Annotated in this window: 14 protein-coding genes; 12 read left to right on the top strand and 2 right to left on the bottom strand. The window is 74.9% G+C overall.

Annotation, left to right across the window (positions count from 1 at the left end; genetic code table 11):
• Positions 1–65 precede the first annotated feature (65 nt).
• Positions 66–1,103 (top strand): alpha/beta hydrolase, encoded by a 1,038-nt coding sequence (locus ACYP53_RS32850; RefSeq protein WP_459650118.1) that lies wholly within the window; start codon positions 66–68, stop codon positions 1,101–1,103.
• 123 nt (positions 1,104–1,226) lie between these two features.
• Positions 1,227–2,267, top strand: coding sequence for an AraC-like ligand-binding domain-containing protein (locus tag ACYP53_RS32845; RefSeq protein ID WP_459650117.1), 1,041 nt, complete (start codon positions 1,227–1,229; stop codon positions 2,265–2,267).
• Positions 2,268–2,422: 155 nt separating this feature from the next.
• On the opposite strand, the gene ACYP53_RS32840 is transcribed toward ACYP53_RS32845, so the two are convergent.
• A complete protein-coding gene (locus tag ACYP53_RS32840) occupies positions 2,423–3,259 on the bottom strand; it encodes an alpha/beta fold hydrolase (protein WP_459650116.1) in 837 nt (278 codons plus the stop codon).
• A gap of 167 nt (positions 3,260–3,426) precedes the next feature.
• The gene (locus ACYP53_RS32835; RefSeq protein WP_189919652.1) at positions 3,427–3,660 is read right to left on the bottom strand and encodes a hypothetical protein; all 234 of its coding nucleotides are present in this window, start codon (positions 3,658–3,660) and stop codon (positions 3,427–3,429) included.
• 278 nt (positions 3,661–3,938) lie between these two features.
• Here ACYP53_RS32835 and ACYP53_RS32830 point away from each other — a divergent pair, with 278 nt between their 5' ends.
• The 10 genes from ACYP53_RS32830 to ACYP53_RS32785 all read left to right on the top strand — a co-directional run bounded on the left by ACYP53_RS32830 (position 3,939) and on the right by ACYP53_RS32785 (position 16,326).
• On the top strand, positions 3,939–5,636 hold the full coding sequence (locus ACYP53_RS32830) for a serine/threonine-protein kinase (RefSeq protein ID WP_459650115.1): 1,698 nt from the start codon (positions 3,939–3,941) through the stop codon (positions 5,634–5,636).
• On the top strand, positions 5,636–7,273 hold the full coding sequence (locus tag ACYP53_RS32825) for a protein kinase domain-containing protein (RefSeq protein WP_459650114.1): 1,638 nt from the start codon (positions 5,636–5,638) through the stop codon (positions 7,271–7,273). Before ACYP53_RS32830 ends, ACYP53_RS32825 begins: the two co-directional genes overlap by 1 nt.
• A gap of 354 nt (positions 7,274–7,627) precedes the next feature.
• Positions 7,628–10,090, top strand: coding sequence for an ATP-binding protein (locus ACYP53_RS32820; protein ID WP_459650113.1), 2,463 nt, complete (start codon positions 7,628–7,630; stop codon positions 10,088–10,090).
• A gap of 119 nt (positions 10,091–10,209) precedes the next feature.
• A complete protein-coding gene (gene eccB / locus ACYP53_RS32815) occupies positions 10,210–11,796 on the top strand; it encodes a type VII secretion protein EccB (protein ID WP_459650112.1) in 1,587 nt (528 codons plus the stop codon).
• Positions 11,797–11,869: 73 nt separating this feature from the next.
• Entirely contained in the window at positions 11,870–12,199 is a 330-nt protein-coding gene (locus tag ACYP53_RS32810; RefSeq protein WP_189919659.1) for a hypothetical protein, read from the top strand.
• A gap of 32 nt (positions 12,200–12,231) precedes the next feature.
• Entirely contained in the window at positions 12,232–12,549 is a 318-nt protein-coding gene (locus ACYP53_RS32805; RefSeq protein WP_459650111.1) for a WXG100 family type VII secretion target, read from the top strand.
• A gap of 16 nt (positions 12,550–12,565) precedes the next feature.
• A complete protein-coding gene (locus tag ACYP53_RS32800) occupies positions 12,566–12,934 on the top strand; it encodes a hypothetical protein (RefSeq protein ID WP_459650110.1) in 369 nt (122 codons plus the stop codon).
• A 111-nt stretch (positions 12,935–13,045) separates the two neighbouring features.
• Positions 13,046–15,448 (top strand): hypothetical protein, encoded by a 2,403-nt coding sequence (locus ACYP53_RS32795; RefSeq protein ID WP_459650109.1) that lies wholly within the window; start codon positions 13,046–13,048, stop codon positions 15,446–15,448.
• Between the two features lie 142 nt (positions 15,449–15,590).
• Positions 15,591–16,040, top strand: coding sequence for a YbaB/EbfC family nucleoid-associated protein (locus ACYP53_RS32790; protein ID WP_189919673.1), 450 nt, complete (start codon positions 15,591–15,593; stop codon positions 16,038–16,040).
• On the top strand, positions 16,033–16,326 hold the full coding sequence (locus ACYP53_RS32785; RefSeq protein WP_189919675.1) for a hypothetical protein: 294 nt from the start codon (positions 16,033–16,035) through the stop codon (positions 16,324–16,326). Before ACYP53_RS32790 ends, ACYP53_RS32785 begins: the two co-directional genes overlap by 8 nt.
• The last annotated feature ends 62 nt before the right edge of the window (positions 16,327–16,388 follow it).

The raw sequence follows: 16,388 nt of genomic DNA, 5'->3' as shown, positions 1-16,388 counted from the left end.
GCAGCCGACCGGCGCCCCGGGTACCCGCACCGGCGCGTCCACCGACCGAAGCCAGGAGCGAAGCGTTGTCCGACCCCACCCCCCTGCCCGACCGGCGACCGGTCCTCGACCGGGCGCTCCAGGAGTTCCTGGACGCCCGGGCCGGCCGGTCCGCGACGGAACCCCCGGACCTCTCCTTCCTCGCCCCGGGCGGAGCGGAGGACGGGCCCGCGGCCGGACCCGAGCCCGGCGGGCCCGGCGCCGGGTGGGAGGAGCAGCTGGAGGACCCGGACGACCCCCACGGCACCGCCACGGAGTGGCTCGCCCTGCCCTGCGGACCGACCGGACGGGTCCACGTCCGGATCACCAGACCGGTCGGCGCCCACCGGCCGTCCCCCGTGGTGCTGTTCCTGCCCGGCCTCGGCTGGTCGCCCGGCGAGGCCGCCTGGCACGAACCGCTGGTCCGGGAGTTCGCACTGGGCGCCGACGCCGCCGTGGTCTGCGTGGACTACGCCCGGTCGCCCGGGGCCCGCTACCCGGTGGCCGTCGAGCAGTGCTACGCCGTGGCCCGGTGGATCCACGCGTACGGCCACGAGCTCGGGCTGGAGGGCGGCCGCATCGCCGCCGTCGGCGACTCCGCCGGGGCCAACCTGGTGGCGGCGCTGACCCTGCTGGCCCGCCGGCGCGGGGACCTCCGGCTGGTCCACCAGGTGCTGCTCTGCCCGGTCACCGACGCCGACTTCGACACCCCGTCCTACCGCCGGTTCGCGACCGGCTACTTCCTGCACCGCGACCACATGCGCCGGTTCTGGGACGACTACCTGCCGGAACCGCGGCAACGGACCGAGGCGACCGCCGCGCCCCTGCGGGCCACCCTGGACCAGCTCACCGGGCTGCCGCCCGCGCTCGTCGTCACCGCCGAGGCCGACGTGCTGCGGGACGAGGGCGAGGCCTACGCGGCCAGGCTCCGGGCGGCGGGCGTACCGGTGGTGGCGACGCGCTACCAGGGCGCCGTGCACGGCTTCCTGCTGCTCGCCGGACATTGCCCGACCGGCACCGCCCGGGCCGCGCTGATCCAGATCGTCGACACCGTGCACATGGCGCTGCACGGCCGGTCCTGGTGACCCCGGCCCCAGGGCCCGTCTTCGAACCCCCGCCCCGCCCTTCTCGCCCGACCTCTCCACCCGTCCCCGATCACGTGGCGCCGGACCGGCCCCACCCGGCCGGCAGCCACCAGAGGAGCACCGATGCCCGTCGTCCTCGACACCGCCGAGATACCGCCCGCCGACCGCGCGGAGTACTGGCACGAGGCCGTCTCCCGTACCTTCATCCCGCTCGACGTGGCCCTGCTCGACAGCGCGCCCGCCCCCGCGACGATCACCAGCCACCGGCTGGGCGACCTCCAGGTCTGCCGGGTGGCGGCCGGGCCGCAGCGGGTCGAGCGCAGCGCCGGGCTGATCGCCCGCGGCGGGGAGGACCACCTCACCCTGGCGCTCCAGCACCGCGGCACCGCCCGCCTGGCCCAGGACGGCCACCGGGTCGTGCTGCGGCCGGGCACCTTCGCGGTCTCCGACGCCGGCCGGCCGTTCGCCAAGGAACTGCCCGACCCGTTCGCCTTCACCGCCCTGCACTGGCCGCGCTCGGCCGTCGGCGTCTCCGAGGAGGACCTGCGGGTGCTGACCACGACGGTCTTCGACACCGCCGGCGGCACCGCCCGGCTGGTCGCCGCGTACCTGGACTGCCTCTCCCGCTCGGCCGGCACGATGGCGCCGCAGCAGGCGGCCTGGCTGGCCACCACGGCGCTGGACCTGCTCGCGGTGCTCGCCCACGAACGCCGCGGCCGGTCCGTCCCGGAGGCCCCCGAGGCGGCCCTGGCCACCCTCGCCCGGGTGAAGGACCACATCCTGCGCCACCTCGGGGACCCGGACCTCTCCCCGGAGCGGATCGCGGCCGCCCACCACGTGTCGGTGCGCCACCTGCACAAGCTCTTCCGCTTCGAGGGGGTCACGGTGGCCCGCTGGATCCAGCACCGGCGGCTGGAGCTGTGCCGCCGCGACCTGGCCCGCCGTACGGCCGACCGGGCCACGGTGGCGGCGGTCGCGGGCCGCTGGGGCTTCGTGAGCGCCAGTCACTTCAGCCGGGCGTTCCGGGCCGCCTACGGGGTCTCCCCGCGCGAGTGGCAGGCCTACGCCGGGGCGGGCCTCACGCCCGGCACCGTACGGCTGTCGCCCTCGGCCGACCGCCCCGGGCCGGGCGCCGCCCCGTCCGGGTACGGCGTCGCGGTGTGAGACCCGGAACGCGCCGACGGGCCGACGCGGCGACGGGCCGCCGGGCGTCGGTGCGCCCGACGGCCCGTCGGCGTTCGGTGGTGCGTCCGGCCGGTCAGCCGGTCAGCCGGTGCGCGGATGCCCGGCTTGACCCCGGCTCACCTGGCTCACGTGGCTCACTTGGCCAGGAAGGCGAGGAGCGCCGTGTTGACCTCCTCCGCGTGGGTCCACAGCAGGCCGTGCGGGGCGCCCTCGATCTCCACGTAGTCGGCGGCGGGCAGGGCCTTGTGGAACGGCCGGGCGGTGTTGTCGACGGGCAGGATGCGGTCGCCCGTTCCGTGCAGGATCAGGGCCGGCACGTCGACGGCCGGGATGTCGGCCCGGAAGTCGGTGTACCAGGTGGACGGCGCGGCCGCGGCGGCGAAGAAGCCGCCGCCCGCCGCGACGTTCCAGCTGTTGCGGACGGCCTCCTCGCTGATCCGGGTGCCGAGGTTCTCGTCCAGGTTGTAGAAGTCCTTGTAGAAGTCGGTGTAGTACGCGTAGCGGTCGGCCTTCACCGCCGCGACGATGCCGTCGAAGAACTCCTTCGGCGCGGCCCCGTCCGGGTTGTCGTCGCTCTTCAGCAGGCAGGGCTCAAGGGAGGCCAGGAACGCGACCTTGGCGATCCGGGCCGAGCCGTAGGCGGACACGTACCGGGCGACCTCGCCGGTGCCCATCGAGAAGCCGACCAGCACCGCGTCCCGCAGGTCCAGGGTCTCCAGGACGGTGTTCAGGTCGGCGGCGAAGGTGTCGTAGTCGTAGCCGGTGGTGGGCTGGCTGGACTGGCCGAAGCCCCGGCGGTCGTAGGTGATGACGCGGTAGCCGGCGTCGAGCAGCACGGCGCTCTGCCGCTCCCAGGAGTGCCCGTCCAGCGGGAAACCGTGGATCAGGACGACCGGCTGCCCGGTGCCGTGGTCCTCGTAGTAGAGGTCGATGGGGGTGGAGTTCTCCTGGCCGACGGTGATGAACGCCATGGGGCCCTTCTCTCTCGGTGCGCTTCGTACGGTCCGTGCGGTGCGGTGCGGCGTGTGGGCCGCTCCGCAGCACACGCTAGGCCCGGGCGTGTGCGGACGGTTTCCGCTGCGGGCACGGCGTGTCGTCCGAGAGCGCCCGGCACCGGCACGGCACCGGTGCCGGGCCGTCAGTGGTCGGTCTCCCAGCGCGCTTCGAGGGCGGTGGTGCCGTCCGGCCGGGTGACGGGGTACCAGCGGGCGTGCGGCCGGGCCGGGCGGGGCGCGCCCAGGGCGCCGAGGACGGAGCTGTCCAGCGGGCTGGCGGACAGTCGGTCCAGGACCCGGGCGAGCGCGGTGCGCAGGCCGCGGCTGCGGTGGCGGACGTCGGGGACGACGGAATGGAACGCTGCGCTGACGGACATGCGGCTCACCTCCGGGACGGCCTGCGGACCTGCAGGGACGTCCAGCTTCCACCCGTCCGCCCGGGCCGGGGCCCGGATTGACGGGCTGTTGACGCTCCGCTGACGGGCTGCTGACGGGCCGCCGGCGGGCCGCTGACGCCGGTGCGCGGGGCGGGGAGGCCGCGGGGAGGCCGCGGGGAGGCCACCGGGAGGTTCGGTGGTGGTCGGAGGAGGCCGGGGAGCCCGAACCACCCGTCTGTATCATCTGTTCGCACGCAGCGGCAGGGGGCAGGGGCGACGTGGAGACGGTGGGGCCGAACGGGCCGGCGCAGGTGGGCCCGTTCCGGGTACTGGCGGTGCTCGGACAGGGCGGAATGGGCCGGGTGCTGCTGGGGGTGTCGCCGGACGGGCGGCCCGCGGCGGTCAAGCAGGTGCACGCGGAGTTCGCCGAGGACGAGGGGTTCCGGGTCCGGTTCCGGCGTGAGGTGGAGGCCTCGCGACGGGTCTCCGGCGGGTACACGGCGGCGGTGATCGCGGCCGACCCGGAGGCCGAAACCCCTTGGCTGGCCTCGCAGTTCGTGCCGGGGCCGGCGTTGGACCAGGCGCTGCGGGCGGCCGGGGCGCTGCCCGAGGAGTCGGTGCGGCGGCTGGCGGCCGGGCTGGCCCAGGCGCTGGTCGACGTGCACCGGGCGGGGCTGATCCACCGGGACCTCAAGCCCTCCAACGTGCTGCTCGCCGAGGACGGCGTCCGGGTGATCGACTTCGGGATCGCGCGGGCGGCGGAGGGCCAGGACACCAAGCTCACCCGCACCGGGGCGATGATCGGCTCGCCCGGCTACATGTCGCCCGAGCAGGTCGAGGGGCGCGAACTGACGCCCGCCAGCGACGTGTTCTCGCTCGGCGCGACCCTGGCGGTGGCCTGTACGGGGCGGCCGGCGTTCACCGGGGAGTCGCTGCCGCGGATCCTCTTCAACGTGCTGCACGCGGAGCCCGACCTGGCCGACGTCCCGGAGCGGCTGCGGCCGCTGCTCGCGGCCTGCCTGGCCAAGGATCCGGCCGCCCGGCCGACCCCGCAGGGGGTGCTCGCGGCGGTCGGGCTGATCGCGCCCTCGGCGCGGCCGTGGCCGGAGGCCGTGCACGGGCTGCTGGCGGCGCAGGCGGCGGAGATCGCCGGGCTGCTGGGGGCTGCCCCGGCGGTCGCCCCGCCGGTTCCGACGGCGGTGGACGCGGCCGCCACGGTGTCCGCCGCTCCCACGCTTCCCACGGTGTCCGCGGACCCCCTGGCGTCCGGCCTGGGCCCGACCGAGCCGCAGGCGCGGCCGGTCCGGCGCCGCGGCCGGCGGATCGCCCTGGTGGCGGGCGCGGTCGTGCTGGCGCTGGCCGGGGTGGCGGGCGGCCTGGTCGCCACCGGCGTGGTGGACCTCCACCCGGAACCCGTCCCGACCCCGGGCAACGTCCCGCTCTCCCAGGTCAAGGACGCGTACGCGGCCGTGGCGCCGAGCTGTGTGGACGCCGCCAAGGTGACTGCGCCGGCGGACTTCGGGCCGCCCGCCGGCAACCCCGGCACCTTCCAGATGACGGACGAGAACGGCAAGCACCCGTCGAAGTTCTGCGACTGGAACACGCGCTCCGGCGACAAGATCCAGATCGCCTGGGACGTCTTCCCGAGCATCCCCGGCGGGAAGACCGGCGCCGAACGGGCGAAGCAGCACTACGAGGGCCTCTACATGGGCGGCCGGACGCGTGACACCGGCATCACCTTCGCCGAAGAGGCCTTCTGGCTGCCGAAGAAGAACCTGGACCTGAACAACTGCGTGCTCTACGTCCGGGACGTCAACCTGTACGTGTTCGTCGCCGTGACCGGTGCCACCTACCCGCGCGGCCGCTGCGAGGAGATGACCAAGGCCCTCGCCGAGGGCGCCGTGAAGGTCGCGAAGGACGTCAGCGCCCACGGATCGGTGCCCGACACCACCCCCACCCCGACGGCGGTGCGGTGATGGCGACCGCGATGAGGCCCCGCCGGGACTCGGACCCGGCCGAGGTCGGCCCGTACCGGGTCCTCGCCGAACTGGGGCGCGGCGGGATGGGCCGGGTGCTGCTGGGCGCCGCGCCGGACGGGCGGCTGGTGGCGGTCAAGCGGGTGCACGACCGGTTCGCCGCCGACGACGGCTTCCGGGCCAGGTTCCGGCGCGAGGCCGGCGCCTCCCGCCGGGTGTCCGGGGCGTACACGGCTGCCGTGATGGACGCCGACGTCGACGCGCCGACGCCCTGGCTGGCCTCGGTGTTCGTGGTCGGGCCCTCGCTCGGCGCCGCCGTCGAGGCCGCCGGACCGCTGCCCGAGGACGCCGTGCACCGGCTCGCCGTCGGACTGGCCACGGCGCTGGTGGAGATCCACCGGGCCGGGCTGATCCACCGGGACCTCAAGCCGGAGAACGTGCTGCTCGCCGAGGACGGCGTGCGCGTCATCGACTTCGGGATCGCCCGGGCGGCCGAGGACGACGCCGAACTCACCCACACCGGCGGCGTGATCGGCTCGCCCGCGTACATGTCGCCCGAGCAGGCCGAGGGCCGGGCGCTCACCCCGGCCGCCGACGTGTTCTCGCTCGGCTCGGTGCTGGCGCTCGCCCTGACCGGCCGCAGCCCCTTCGCCGGGGCCTCCACCCTGCAGACCCTGTACAACGTGGTGCACACCGAGCCGGACCTCACCGCCGTACCGGCCGCCACCCGGCCGCTGCTCGCGGCCTGCCTGGCCAAGGACCCGGCCGCCCGCCCGACCCCGGCGCGGCTGCTCGACCTCCTCGGCCCGGTCGCCCCGGCGGCCCGGCAGTGGCCGGCGGCGGTGCACCGGCTGATCACCGAGCAGCAGACGGCGGTGGACGCGCTGCTCGCGGGCCCCCGGGCCGCCGTGCCGCCGCGCCCCCGGGGCGGCGAGCCCACCTCCTACCACCTGGCGGCGCCCGGGGGCACCGCCCTGGCCACGGCGCTGGACCGGGGGCTTCCCACCCCCGCCCCCAACGCCGTGGCACCCGCCGACACCCCGCCCCGGCGGTCGCGCCGGACCGCCGCCGTCCTGGTGACCGCCGCGGTCGTGGCCGCGGCGGGCGTCGGCGGCTACCTGTGGCTGCGTGATCCGGGCGATCCGGACGGCCCGGCCGTCCCGGACAAGTACCTCAAGGCGCCGGTCTGCGCGGAGATCACCGGGAAGCTCCCGCTCCCGCCCGCCGAGCGCAAGCCGGAGAAGGACGTCTACTCCGAGCGGTCCTCCACCGCCGAGACCGTGTGCCACTGGTACGGCACGTCGGTCGTCGGCGGTCTGACCTACGAGGACCAGGAGCCGTCCGCGATGCTCCGCTGGAGGCTCCAGCGCAGCGCGGGGAGCGCGGACAACGCGACCCAGGTCCAGCACAAGGACTTCCGGGCACTGGTGGACGGCCGGCGGAGCGCGAGCGGCGTCGGCATCGGCGAGGAGGCGTACTGGGACCAGCCGATCAGGGGCGCGAACTGCTCCCTGGCCGTCCGCGACGGGAACCTGATCTTCTCGGTCGACCTCGGCGGCACGGACCACCCGGCGGACCGCTGCGAGGCGGACGCCGCGACGGTCGCCCGGGCGGCCCTCGCCGCGATGCCGCGCTGAGGCCCTCTCGCCGACGAGCCCTCCCGTGTTGAGCCCTCTCGCCGACGAGCCCTCCCCGGAGCGCCACGGCCCGCGGCACCCCCGTGACCGCGGCCCGCGGCGCGATCACGGCCGCCCAAGACGCGCCCCGGGTGGGCCGCGTGATGGTGCGGGTGTCGTCGGGCGCCTCCTGGGGCGGGTCCGTCGGGTGTTCATCCTCGTGGCGGGGCGGTCGGCAGCGCCACGACGTTGACCTGACGTTGACCCGTCATTGTCCTGACACTTCGCCCCGCTCCCGCTACGCTCGTTCGCGGTCCGCGTCGGAGTGGCGGTGCGGAGTGGCCGCATGCCGAGGCCGGGGGACCGGGGGGATGCGTGGGGGCTGCGGTGTTCGCCGAACTGTTGCGGGAGCGACGACTGTCGGCGGGGTGGAGTCAGGACGAACTCGCCGGTCGCTCGGGCGTCTCGGCCCGGTCGATCAGCGCACTGGAGGCCGGTGGGCGGCGGCCGCGGATGTCCTCGGTGGTCCGGCTCGCCGAGGCGCTCGGCGTCGACCCGGACACCCGGGCCCGGTGGCTGGCGGCGGCCCGGGACGCGGGCGCCGAGGAGCCGGGCGGAGCGGACGCCCCGGCGGGTGCCCGGTCGTCGGCCGGTGCCCGGTCCTCCGGTGCCCGGCCGTTCGGTGGCCGGGAGTCCTGTACGGCGGACTCCCCGCCGTTCCCGCGCTCCCCGGCCGGGCCGGGCGGGCCGACCGTGCCGCAGCAATTACCCATGGCCATCCGGCACTTCACCGGCCGGTCCCGGGAACTCCAGGCGCTCGACGAGCTGCTGGGCGACCGGATCCCCGGCTGCGGCGCGGTCGTGATCTCGGCCATCGCCGGCACCGCGGGCGTCGGCAAGACCACCCTCGCCGTGCACTTCGCCCACCGGGTGGCCGAGCGCTTCCCCGACGGGCAGCTCTTCGCCAACCTGCGCGGCTTCGACCCGGCCAGGGCCCCGCTCGACGCCGCCGACGTGGCACGCGGCTTCCTGGACGCGCTCGGGGTCCCGGCCCCGCGCATCCCCGCCGACCCGGACGGGCAGCTCGCGCTGCTGCGCAGCCGGCTGGCCGGCACCCGGACGCTGATCGTCCTCGACAACGCCCGCGAGGCGGAACAGGTCCGTCCGCTGCTGCCCGGCTCGGACACCTGCCTGGTCATGGTCACCAGCCGGAACCGGATGCCCGGACTGGTCGCCCTGGACGGCGCCGTCCCGCTGGCCCTCGACGTGCTCTCCCACGCCGAGGCCCGGGAACTGCTCGCCCGCCGCCTGGGCGCCACGCCCGTCGAGGAACAGCCGGACGCCACCGACGAACTGATCGAACTGTGCGCCCGGCTGCCGCTGGCCCTGAACATCGCCGCCGCCCGGGCGGCCGACCACCCGGGCACCCCACTCGGCGTCTGGGCCCGCGAACTGCGCGACTCCCGCGCGCGCCTGGACCTGCTCTCCACCGGCGACGACCACGCGGACGTCCGGGTGGTGCTCTCCTGGTCCTACCGCGCCCTGGACCCCGGCGCCGCCCGGCTGTTCCGGCTGCTCGGCCTTCACCCCGGCCCGTACATCGGCACGGCCGCGGCCGCGAGCCTCGCGGGCCTGCCGCTGCCCGAGGCCCGCCGGCTGCTGGCGGACCTGCACCGGGCCCACCTGATCGCCGAGACGGACCGGGACCGCTACACCCTGCACGACCTGCTGCGCGCCTACGCCGCCGAACGGGCCGCCGCCGACGAGCCCGCGCCGGAGCGGGCCGGGGCGACCCTGCGGGTGCTCGACCACTACCTCCACACCGCGCACCGCGCCGGCTGCCTGGCCTACGCCGACGACGCCTCCTGGCAGCCGCTGCCCCTCGCCGAGCCGGCCGCCGGGGTCGGGCCCGAGGAGCTCACCGACCGGGCGCAGGCGCTCGCCTGGTACCGGGGTGAGCAGCCGGTGCTCGAACGGGTCGTCGACCTGGCCCACCGGGAGGGGCTCGACGGGCACGCCTGGCAGCTCGTCGACGCGCAGGTGTCCTACCTGCTCAAGTCGGGCCTGTGGCAGCAGTGGCAGCGGGCCAGCGAGACCGCGCTCGCCGCCGCCGAGCGCACCGGGGACCTCCGCGGCCAGGCCCAGGCGCGCCGCTGGCTCGGCCAGGTGCACCGCTCCCAGGGCCGCCAGCCCGAGGCCCGGCACGAACTGCGCCTGGCCCTCGACCTGTTCGAGGCGCTCGGGGACCGGCCGCGCCAGGGCAGGACCCGGCTCGACCTCGCCCTCGCCCTCGGCGAGGAACAGGCCAACGCCGAGGCGGTGGCGGAGTCCCGCCGGGCCCTGGAACTGTTCCGGACCATCGAGGACCGCAACGGCCAGGCCCTCGCGCTCAACAGCATCGGCTGGTACCTGACGCACCAGGGCGAGCCGCGCGAGGGGCTCGCCGCGTGCCGGCACGCCCTGGAGCTGGCCCGGGAGACCGGCAACCTCCCCGCCCAGTCGTCGATCCGGGACAGCATCGGGTTCATCCACCACCAGCTCGGCGAGTACCGGGAGGCCCTCCCCGCCTACCAGGAGTCGCTGCGGCTGCGGCAGGAGGTCGGCGACTACTTCCTCCAGGCCGACATCCACACCCACATCGGCGACACCCACCTCGCCCTAGGGGACACCGGGGCCGCCCGGGCCTCCTGGCTGCGGGGCCTGGCCATCCTGGAGCACCTGCAGCACCGCGACGCCGACGCCGTCCGGGCCCGGCTGGACGCCCTCCCGGGCCAGGAACCGGGCCAGGACCCGGACCAGGAGCCGGACCCGGACCCCGGGCCTCCCGTCGAAGCCTGAACCCGGGCCGCCCGCCGACCGCTGAACCGGACCGCCCCCGCCGTCCGTAGCACCGAAGAGGGCGCGCACCGTCCGCCCCCGGAGCGGCGGGTGCGCCCGAACAGGCGGGGAGGAACCGGATGCAGTCCCGACGCGACCAGGTGCAGGCGCACCTGTTCGTGATGAGCAGGCTGGCCTCGGGCATGCTGCGAGCGGAGCCCGACGCGCCGGACACCCCCACCGGGCGGACCACCCGGGGCACCATGACCGGGCTGGCGGTGGCGGTGCTGATCGGGCTCGGGGTCACGGTGTACGGGGTGATCAAGCCCGGCGGCAACGACGGCTGGGCCAAACCCGGCACCCTGGTGGTGGTCGAGGAGACCGGCGCCCGCTACCTGTCGATCGGCGGGCAGTTGCACCCGGTGCTGAACGACACCAGTGCCAGACTCCTGGCCGGCGACCAGATGACGGTACGCCAGGTGAGCCGGGACTCGATCGCGGACGTGCCGCGCGGCGGGCCGGTCGGGATCGTCGGCGCCCCCGACGGGCTGCCGCCGGCCAGCGAGCTCGGCGGCGGCACCTGGCTGGTCTGCGGCACCGTCCAGCCCGGCCCGACCGGCGCCCCCGCGCCCCGGCTCGGCCTGCTGATGGACCCGGCCGCGGAGGGGCGGGCGCTGACCGCCGCCCAGGGCGTCCTGGTCTCCCCGCCGGACGGCTCGGTCCACCTGCTCTGGCAGGGCCAGCGGCTGCGCGTGGACACCGCCAACCAGGCGCTGCAGGCGCTCGGTTACGGCGGCGCGACGCCCTTCCCCGTCCCGGCCGGCGTGCTGAACGCGCTGCCCGCCGGCCCGGACCTGGCCTCGCCCGCCGTCGCCCGGCGCGGCGAGGGCGGCCCGGTGCTGGGCGGCAAGCCGACCAGGATCGGCCAGCTCTTCACGGCCGTCGGCGGTGCGCACTACCTGCTCACCAAGGACGGCCTCGCCCCGCTCAGCCCGACCCTGTACGCGCTGCTGCTCGGCGACCCGCGCACCCAGAAGGAGGCGTACGGCAGCGACGCCCCGACGCCCGCGTCGATCGGCGCGATGGACCTGGCCGCGCACACCGCGCCCGGCGGCCCGCCCGCCCCGGGCCTGCCGGAGACGCCGCCGGCCCTGGTCCTGCCGCTGCGCGGCGAAGGCGTCTGCGCCGACCTGCACACCGGCGCCGGCGCGCCGACGACCGCGGTCACGATGCTGCCCGCCGCGCAGGCCGAGGCAGGACGGCCCCCGACGGCCCCGGTGGGCGCGCCCCCGGGCACCTGCGCCGTCGCCGACCGGATCGCCGTCCGGCCGGGCCGCGGGGCCCTGGTGCGGGCACTGTCCGGCGCCGGGGCGGGCAGCACCGAGTACCTGGTCACCGAGGCCGGGGTGCGCTACCCGCTGCCCGCCGCGGCGGTGGCCAAGCAGCTCGGCTACGGGGGCACCACCCCCGTCGCGGTGCCCGCGCCGGTGCTCGGCCTGCTGCCCGCCGGGCCCAGCCTCGACCCGGCGGCCCTCGCGGCCGCGGCCTCCGTCGCACCGACGGCCGGGACGGTCCCCGCCCTGTCGGCCGGAGCGGCCGCCCTGCCCGCCGGGGCGGTCCCCGCCCTGCCCGCCGGGGCGGTCCCCGCCCTGCCCGCCGGGGCGGTCCCCGCCCTGCCCGCCGGGACGGCCGCCCAGCCCGCAGTGGGGTCGTCGTCCTGCGACTGAACCACCGGTCCGGACAGTCCCGTTGAGTCGATCAGAGCACGCGCGACCCCCGCGCGCAGAGAAGGGAGCCCCGGTGAGCACGCCAGCGAACTTGACCAAACAGGACGAGGCGATCCGCAAGGCGCTGTCCGACATCGAGCAGCAGATCGAAGGGATGATCACGGCCGGCCGCACGGTCGAGCGGATCAAGCAGGAGCTGGCCTCCGGCTACATCTCCGGGGCCAGTTCCACCTTCCAGCAGAAGGTCGAGGACTGGATGCAGCGCTACCACCAGGTCATCGGGGCGTTCGAGCGCTTCGCGGAGGCCACCAAGGTCGCCGACCAGACCATCTCGCACGCCGAGGAGGAGGCCCGCCTGCACGCCGCGGACGGGTTCATCGAGGGTGTGCTGAACGGCGCCTGACGGCGCGTCACCGACGGGAAGGAAGCGGACACATGAGCCAGCCGATGGACAACTTCGGGAGCATCCAGCTCCACCACGAGACCGTCGCCCAGGCGGCGAGCGAACTGGGCCGGGCGGGCAGCCTGATGGACGAGGCCCTGTGGGAGGTGGAGCAGAAGCTGAAGACCCTGGAGGAGAGCGGCAACTTCCAGGGCGCCGCCGCCACCGCCTTCACGGAGTTCAAGATGGCCGTGACGGCCAACGCGGGGCAGATGAACCAGGACATCATCGCCGCCGGCGGCAAGCTCACCAGCATGCACCACATCATGAGCCAGGCCGACCAGGACGCGAGCAAGCAGTTCATCCACTGAGGCGGGAGCCCCACGCATGGCCGACCAGATCAAGATGACGGTCGAGGGGCTCGAGGGCTTCGTCGCCGAACTCATCACGCTCGAAGGCGACGTCAACGGCCAGAAGAGCGTCTGGGAGGGCGTCAAGGCCGCGGGGATCAAGCCCGGCCGCGACGTGTTCCCCCAGGCGAAGACGCTCAAGGAGAACTTCAACGCGTTCTCCGGCAGCGTCAGCAGCTCCATCGAGTTCGTCCGGGGCGAGGTCGACAAGATCATGATGGACCTCCTGCGCGCCCGGGACCGGCTGCACCTCGGCAACGGCGAAGCCCTGACCGAGGCCCAGATGATGGACGTCATCGGTGACGTCCTGAACGGCGGCGGCCCGCCCAAGCCGCCCGCCGCCTGACGCCGCGGCGCACCGCGCCGTCCGCCCACCCGCCGTCGGACCGGGAGCACCGTCCGGTCCGACGGCACCCCCTGCCCGAACCGACCCGTCACGTCCCGTCCGGAGGGAACCATGCCCGATCCGAAGCCCGCCAGGACCTTCACCTGGGAACAGATGCTGGAGGCGTTCGCGGGGGAGGCGCACACCACCGTGGTGCACCGGACGGACGTCACCGGCACGCCCTGGATCACCGGCCGGCAGCTCGTGACGGACTCGCAGTACAACAACAACTGCCGCAAGACGAAGGACGGCCTCGCCGGCGGCAACTCCGGCTACGACATGTGGGCGGAGTGGACCTACGCCACGCAGAACGGCCTCACCTACACCACCATCCTGGGCATCACCCTCAACTGGCCGTTCTGGGACGACAAGGCGGGGAACCAGAACGGCTCCGTGCTGCACCGCTTCCACACCGACCCCGGTGAGGTCCTCGGGCCGTCCATCTGGAACGGCGGCCCGGGAAACGAGAACACCTCGCCGAAGTCCCTGGAGACGGCCGCGGCCGAACTCGTCAAGGTGGAGACCGCCATCGGTGACCTGCGGCCCCGCATCCAGGCGTTCGCGGACCGGGTGGACGGTGCGGGCAGCGACTTCCAGGGCAGCGCCGCCGGCCGGTTCAAGGAGGTGCTGATCGGGCTGGAGAACGAGGTCCGGGAGCTGCACTTCCGCCTCAACGGGACCGTCGCCTCCTACCGGGACGACGCAAAGGGCGCCACCCCGCCGGCCGCGGGAAACAGCATCGCCGACAAGCTGAAGAAGGCCGGGGAGCAGCTGCTCCTGGCGCAGCAGAACATGTACAACCTCGGCTACAACCCCTGGCGGGGGGTGGCCGCCCGGGAGACGAAGTCGTCCAACTGGAACTACAAGGACTACGCCGAGGACATCGCGCGTGCTCCGTCGGACGAGCACAACAACTCGTGGGCCTGGCCGTACGCCTGCATCCGGGACGCCTTCCAGCGGGAGGTCGAGAAGATCACCACGGTGGTGCTGGACACGACCAAGGTCGAGGCGGACGTCAGCGGGTCGGGTTACGTCCTCTCGTCGAAGGAGTCCGGCCCCATCGCCTCGGGCGTCCAGTCCTTCACCGACTTCGTCAACAACCAGGCGACGGCTCTGTGGACCAAGCACGTGGTCGACGTCCTGGACGAGGCGGCCAGCGCGGCGGGGAACCTCGTGTGGGACGCCTACCAGGCGGCCAACGAACTGCTGCACCCGTTCGGCAACCCGACCATGAACCTCCCCAAGGACAAGGTCGATCCCCCCAAGGGCGCCCCCGACCCGAACAATCCCGGCGGTGGCGGCGCCGGAGGCAAGGGCCCCGGTGGGATCGGCGGCAACGGCGGACCGCCGCCGCCGACCAACATCAAGGGCGGCCCCGGCGGGATCGGCGGCGGGAACGGCACCGGCGGAAAGGGCACCGGCGGAAAGGGCAGCGGCGGGATCGGCGGTATCGGGGGCATCGGCGGCAACAACGGCCAGGTCCCGCTGCTCGGCAAGGACGGCAAGCCGCTCCTCGACAAGGACGGCAAGCCGATGTACGTCCCGGCCGGGACGACCGTCAACGGCAAGGGCGAGCTGATCGGCAAGGACGGCAAGCCGCTCCTCGACAAGGACGGCAAGCCCCGGCACGTACCCCTGGGCACCGTGGTCGGCCAGCCCTCGACCGGTGGCGGCAACTCCGGGAACACCGGGAACACCGGCTCCAGCGCGCCGTTCAAGGTGCCGGTGGGCTCCAAGAAGAACGAGGACGGCACCGTCACCGGCCCCGACGGGACGCTGCTGAAGGACGCCAACGGCTACCCGGTGATCCTCGGCAAGGACCGGACCATCGACACCGACGGCACCGTCCGCGACGCCAACGGCCGCCCCGTCTCGCAGTTCGAGCAGCTGCTGACGGACGCCGAGCACGCCTACGCGGGCGGCTCCGGGAGCGTCGGCACCGGCGGCCGGGGCAGCGGCGGATCGATCGGGCTGCCGGGCTCGATCGGGGGCAGCGGCGGCGACTCCTTCGGCTCGGGCGTCTCCTTCGGCTCGGGCGGGGCGGGCTCGCTCAAGGGCGGGACCGATCTCTTCGGCGAGCCCTTCGCCGGGAAGAGCGGCATCTCGGCCAAGACCGTCGGCGGCCTGGCCGCGTCGGGGCCGCCGAGCGTCGGCGTCGGCGGCCGGCTCGCCGACGCCATGGGCGTCAGGCCGACGGCGGAAGCGGCCGCCGAGGAGGCCGCCGCGGCCCGGGCCGCCGCCGGACGGGGCGCGGCCTCGGCCGCGGCCGAGGAGTCCCAGTTGATGGGCCGGGGCGTCCCGACCACCGGCGGCATGGGCGGCCCGATGATGCCCCCGATGGGCGCCGGGGCGGGTGCCGGCGCGGGTGCGGGCGGCCAGGGCGAGAAGGAGCGGCAGCGCACCACCTGGCTGTCCGAGGACGAGGAGGTCTGGGGCACCGACACGGGCGGTGTGACGGGCGTCATCGGCCGCTGAGCAGGGGTTCCCCGCCGCCGTCGAACCCACGGGCCGGGTGCGGCCGTAGAGAGGACCGTACGACCCCATGGACCGGTGCGTTCCGGGCCCGACACCTCCGGGCCCGGGACGCACCCTCGGCAGGAGAAGGAGGAGCGGACGGATGGACTTGTCCTTCGCCGAACAGATCGAGCAGGCGATGGCCGCGCTGGAGGAACAGCAGGTCAAGATGGCCGCGGCGGCCAAGGAGCTGGAGGCGGCCACCGCCTCGGTGACCTCCAAGGACCGGATGGTCACCGCCGTGGTGGGCGCCCAGGGCCAGGTGGTCTCGCTGACCTTCCACACCAACGCCTACCGCACGATGGCCCCCGGTGAACTGGGCAAGGTGCTCACCGACCTGCTGAACACCGCACGGGCCGACCTCGGCGACCGGGTGGCCACCACGATGGCCGGGTTCAAGGGCCTGGGCGAGACCCTGGCCGCCTCGATGACCGGCGGCAGCGAACTCGAGGACCTCTTCACCCCGTTGCGGCAGATGCGCCCCGGCTTCGCCGACAAGGCCGCCGCCGAGGAGCGCCGCAAGCGCGACCGGCAGGAGGAGTTCCGTGGCTGAGAAGCTGACCGCGCTGTCGGACCTGATCCACAAGTTCGCCAAGTACCCGGAACTGGCCGACCTGTTCAAGGAGATCCAGGCCAAGACCACGGAGATCAACGAGTTCAACAAGAACTCGGCCGGCCACGACGAGCTCGGCAAGACGTACCACGAGAACGTGGACGAGCCGACCACCACCATCACCGAGCTGTTCGCGAAGGTGCAGCACACCGTCGACACCGCCGGCAAGGGCGGGAAGAACACGTCCCAGATCATGAACGACGCCGACCACGAGGCCGGCGGCTAGATCTGACCGTCCGTCAGATCCCGGTGCCGCGGCGCACCCCCGATCCCCCGCTCTACCACCGC

This window comes from Kitasatospora sp. Ki12 (assembly GCF_054601375.1).
Note: the sequence above shows the minus strand (reverse complement) of the source record. Positions and strands in the feature narration are given on the sequence as shown.

Coding starts and splice junctions, on each gene's coding strand:
- ACYP53_RS32845 (WP_459650117.1), top strand. CDS start 1,227: ATGCCCGTCGTCCTCGACACCGCCGAGATACCGCCCGCCGACCGCGCG.
- ACYP53_RS32840 (WP_459650116.1), bottom strand. CDS start 3,259: ATGGCGTTCATCACCGTCGGCCAGGAGAACTCCACCCCCATCGACCTC.
- ACYP53_RS32835 (WP_189919652.1), bottom strand. CDS start 3,660: ATGTCCGTCAGCGCAGCGTTCCATTCCGTCGTCCCCGACGTCCGCCAC.
- ACYP53_RS32825 (WP_459650114.1), top strand. CDS start 5,636: ATGGCGACCGCGATGAGGCCCCGCCGGGACTCGGACCCGGCCGAGGTC.
- eccB (WP_459650112.1), top strand. CDS start 10,210: ATGCAGTCCCGACGCGACCAGGTGCAGGCGCACCTGTTCGTGATGAGC.
- ACYP53_RS32805 (WP_459650111.1), top strand. CDS start 12,232: ATGAGCCAGCCGATGGACAACTTCGGGAGCATCCAGCTCCACCACGAG.
- ACYP53_RS32800 (WP_459650110.1), top strand. CDS start 12,566: ATGGCCGACCAGATCAAGATGACGGTCGAGGGGCTCGAGGGCTTCGTC.
- ACYP53_RS32795 (WP_459650109.1), top strand. CDS start 13,046: ATGCCCGATCCGAAGCCCGCCAGGACCTTCACCTGGGAACAGATGCTG.
- ACYP53_RS32790 (WP_189919673.1), top strand. CDS start 15,591: ATGGACTTGTCCTTCGCCGAACAGATCGAGCAGGCGATGGCCGCGCTG.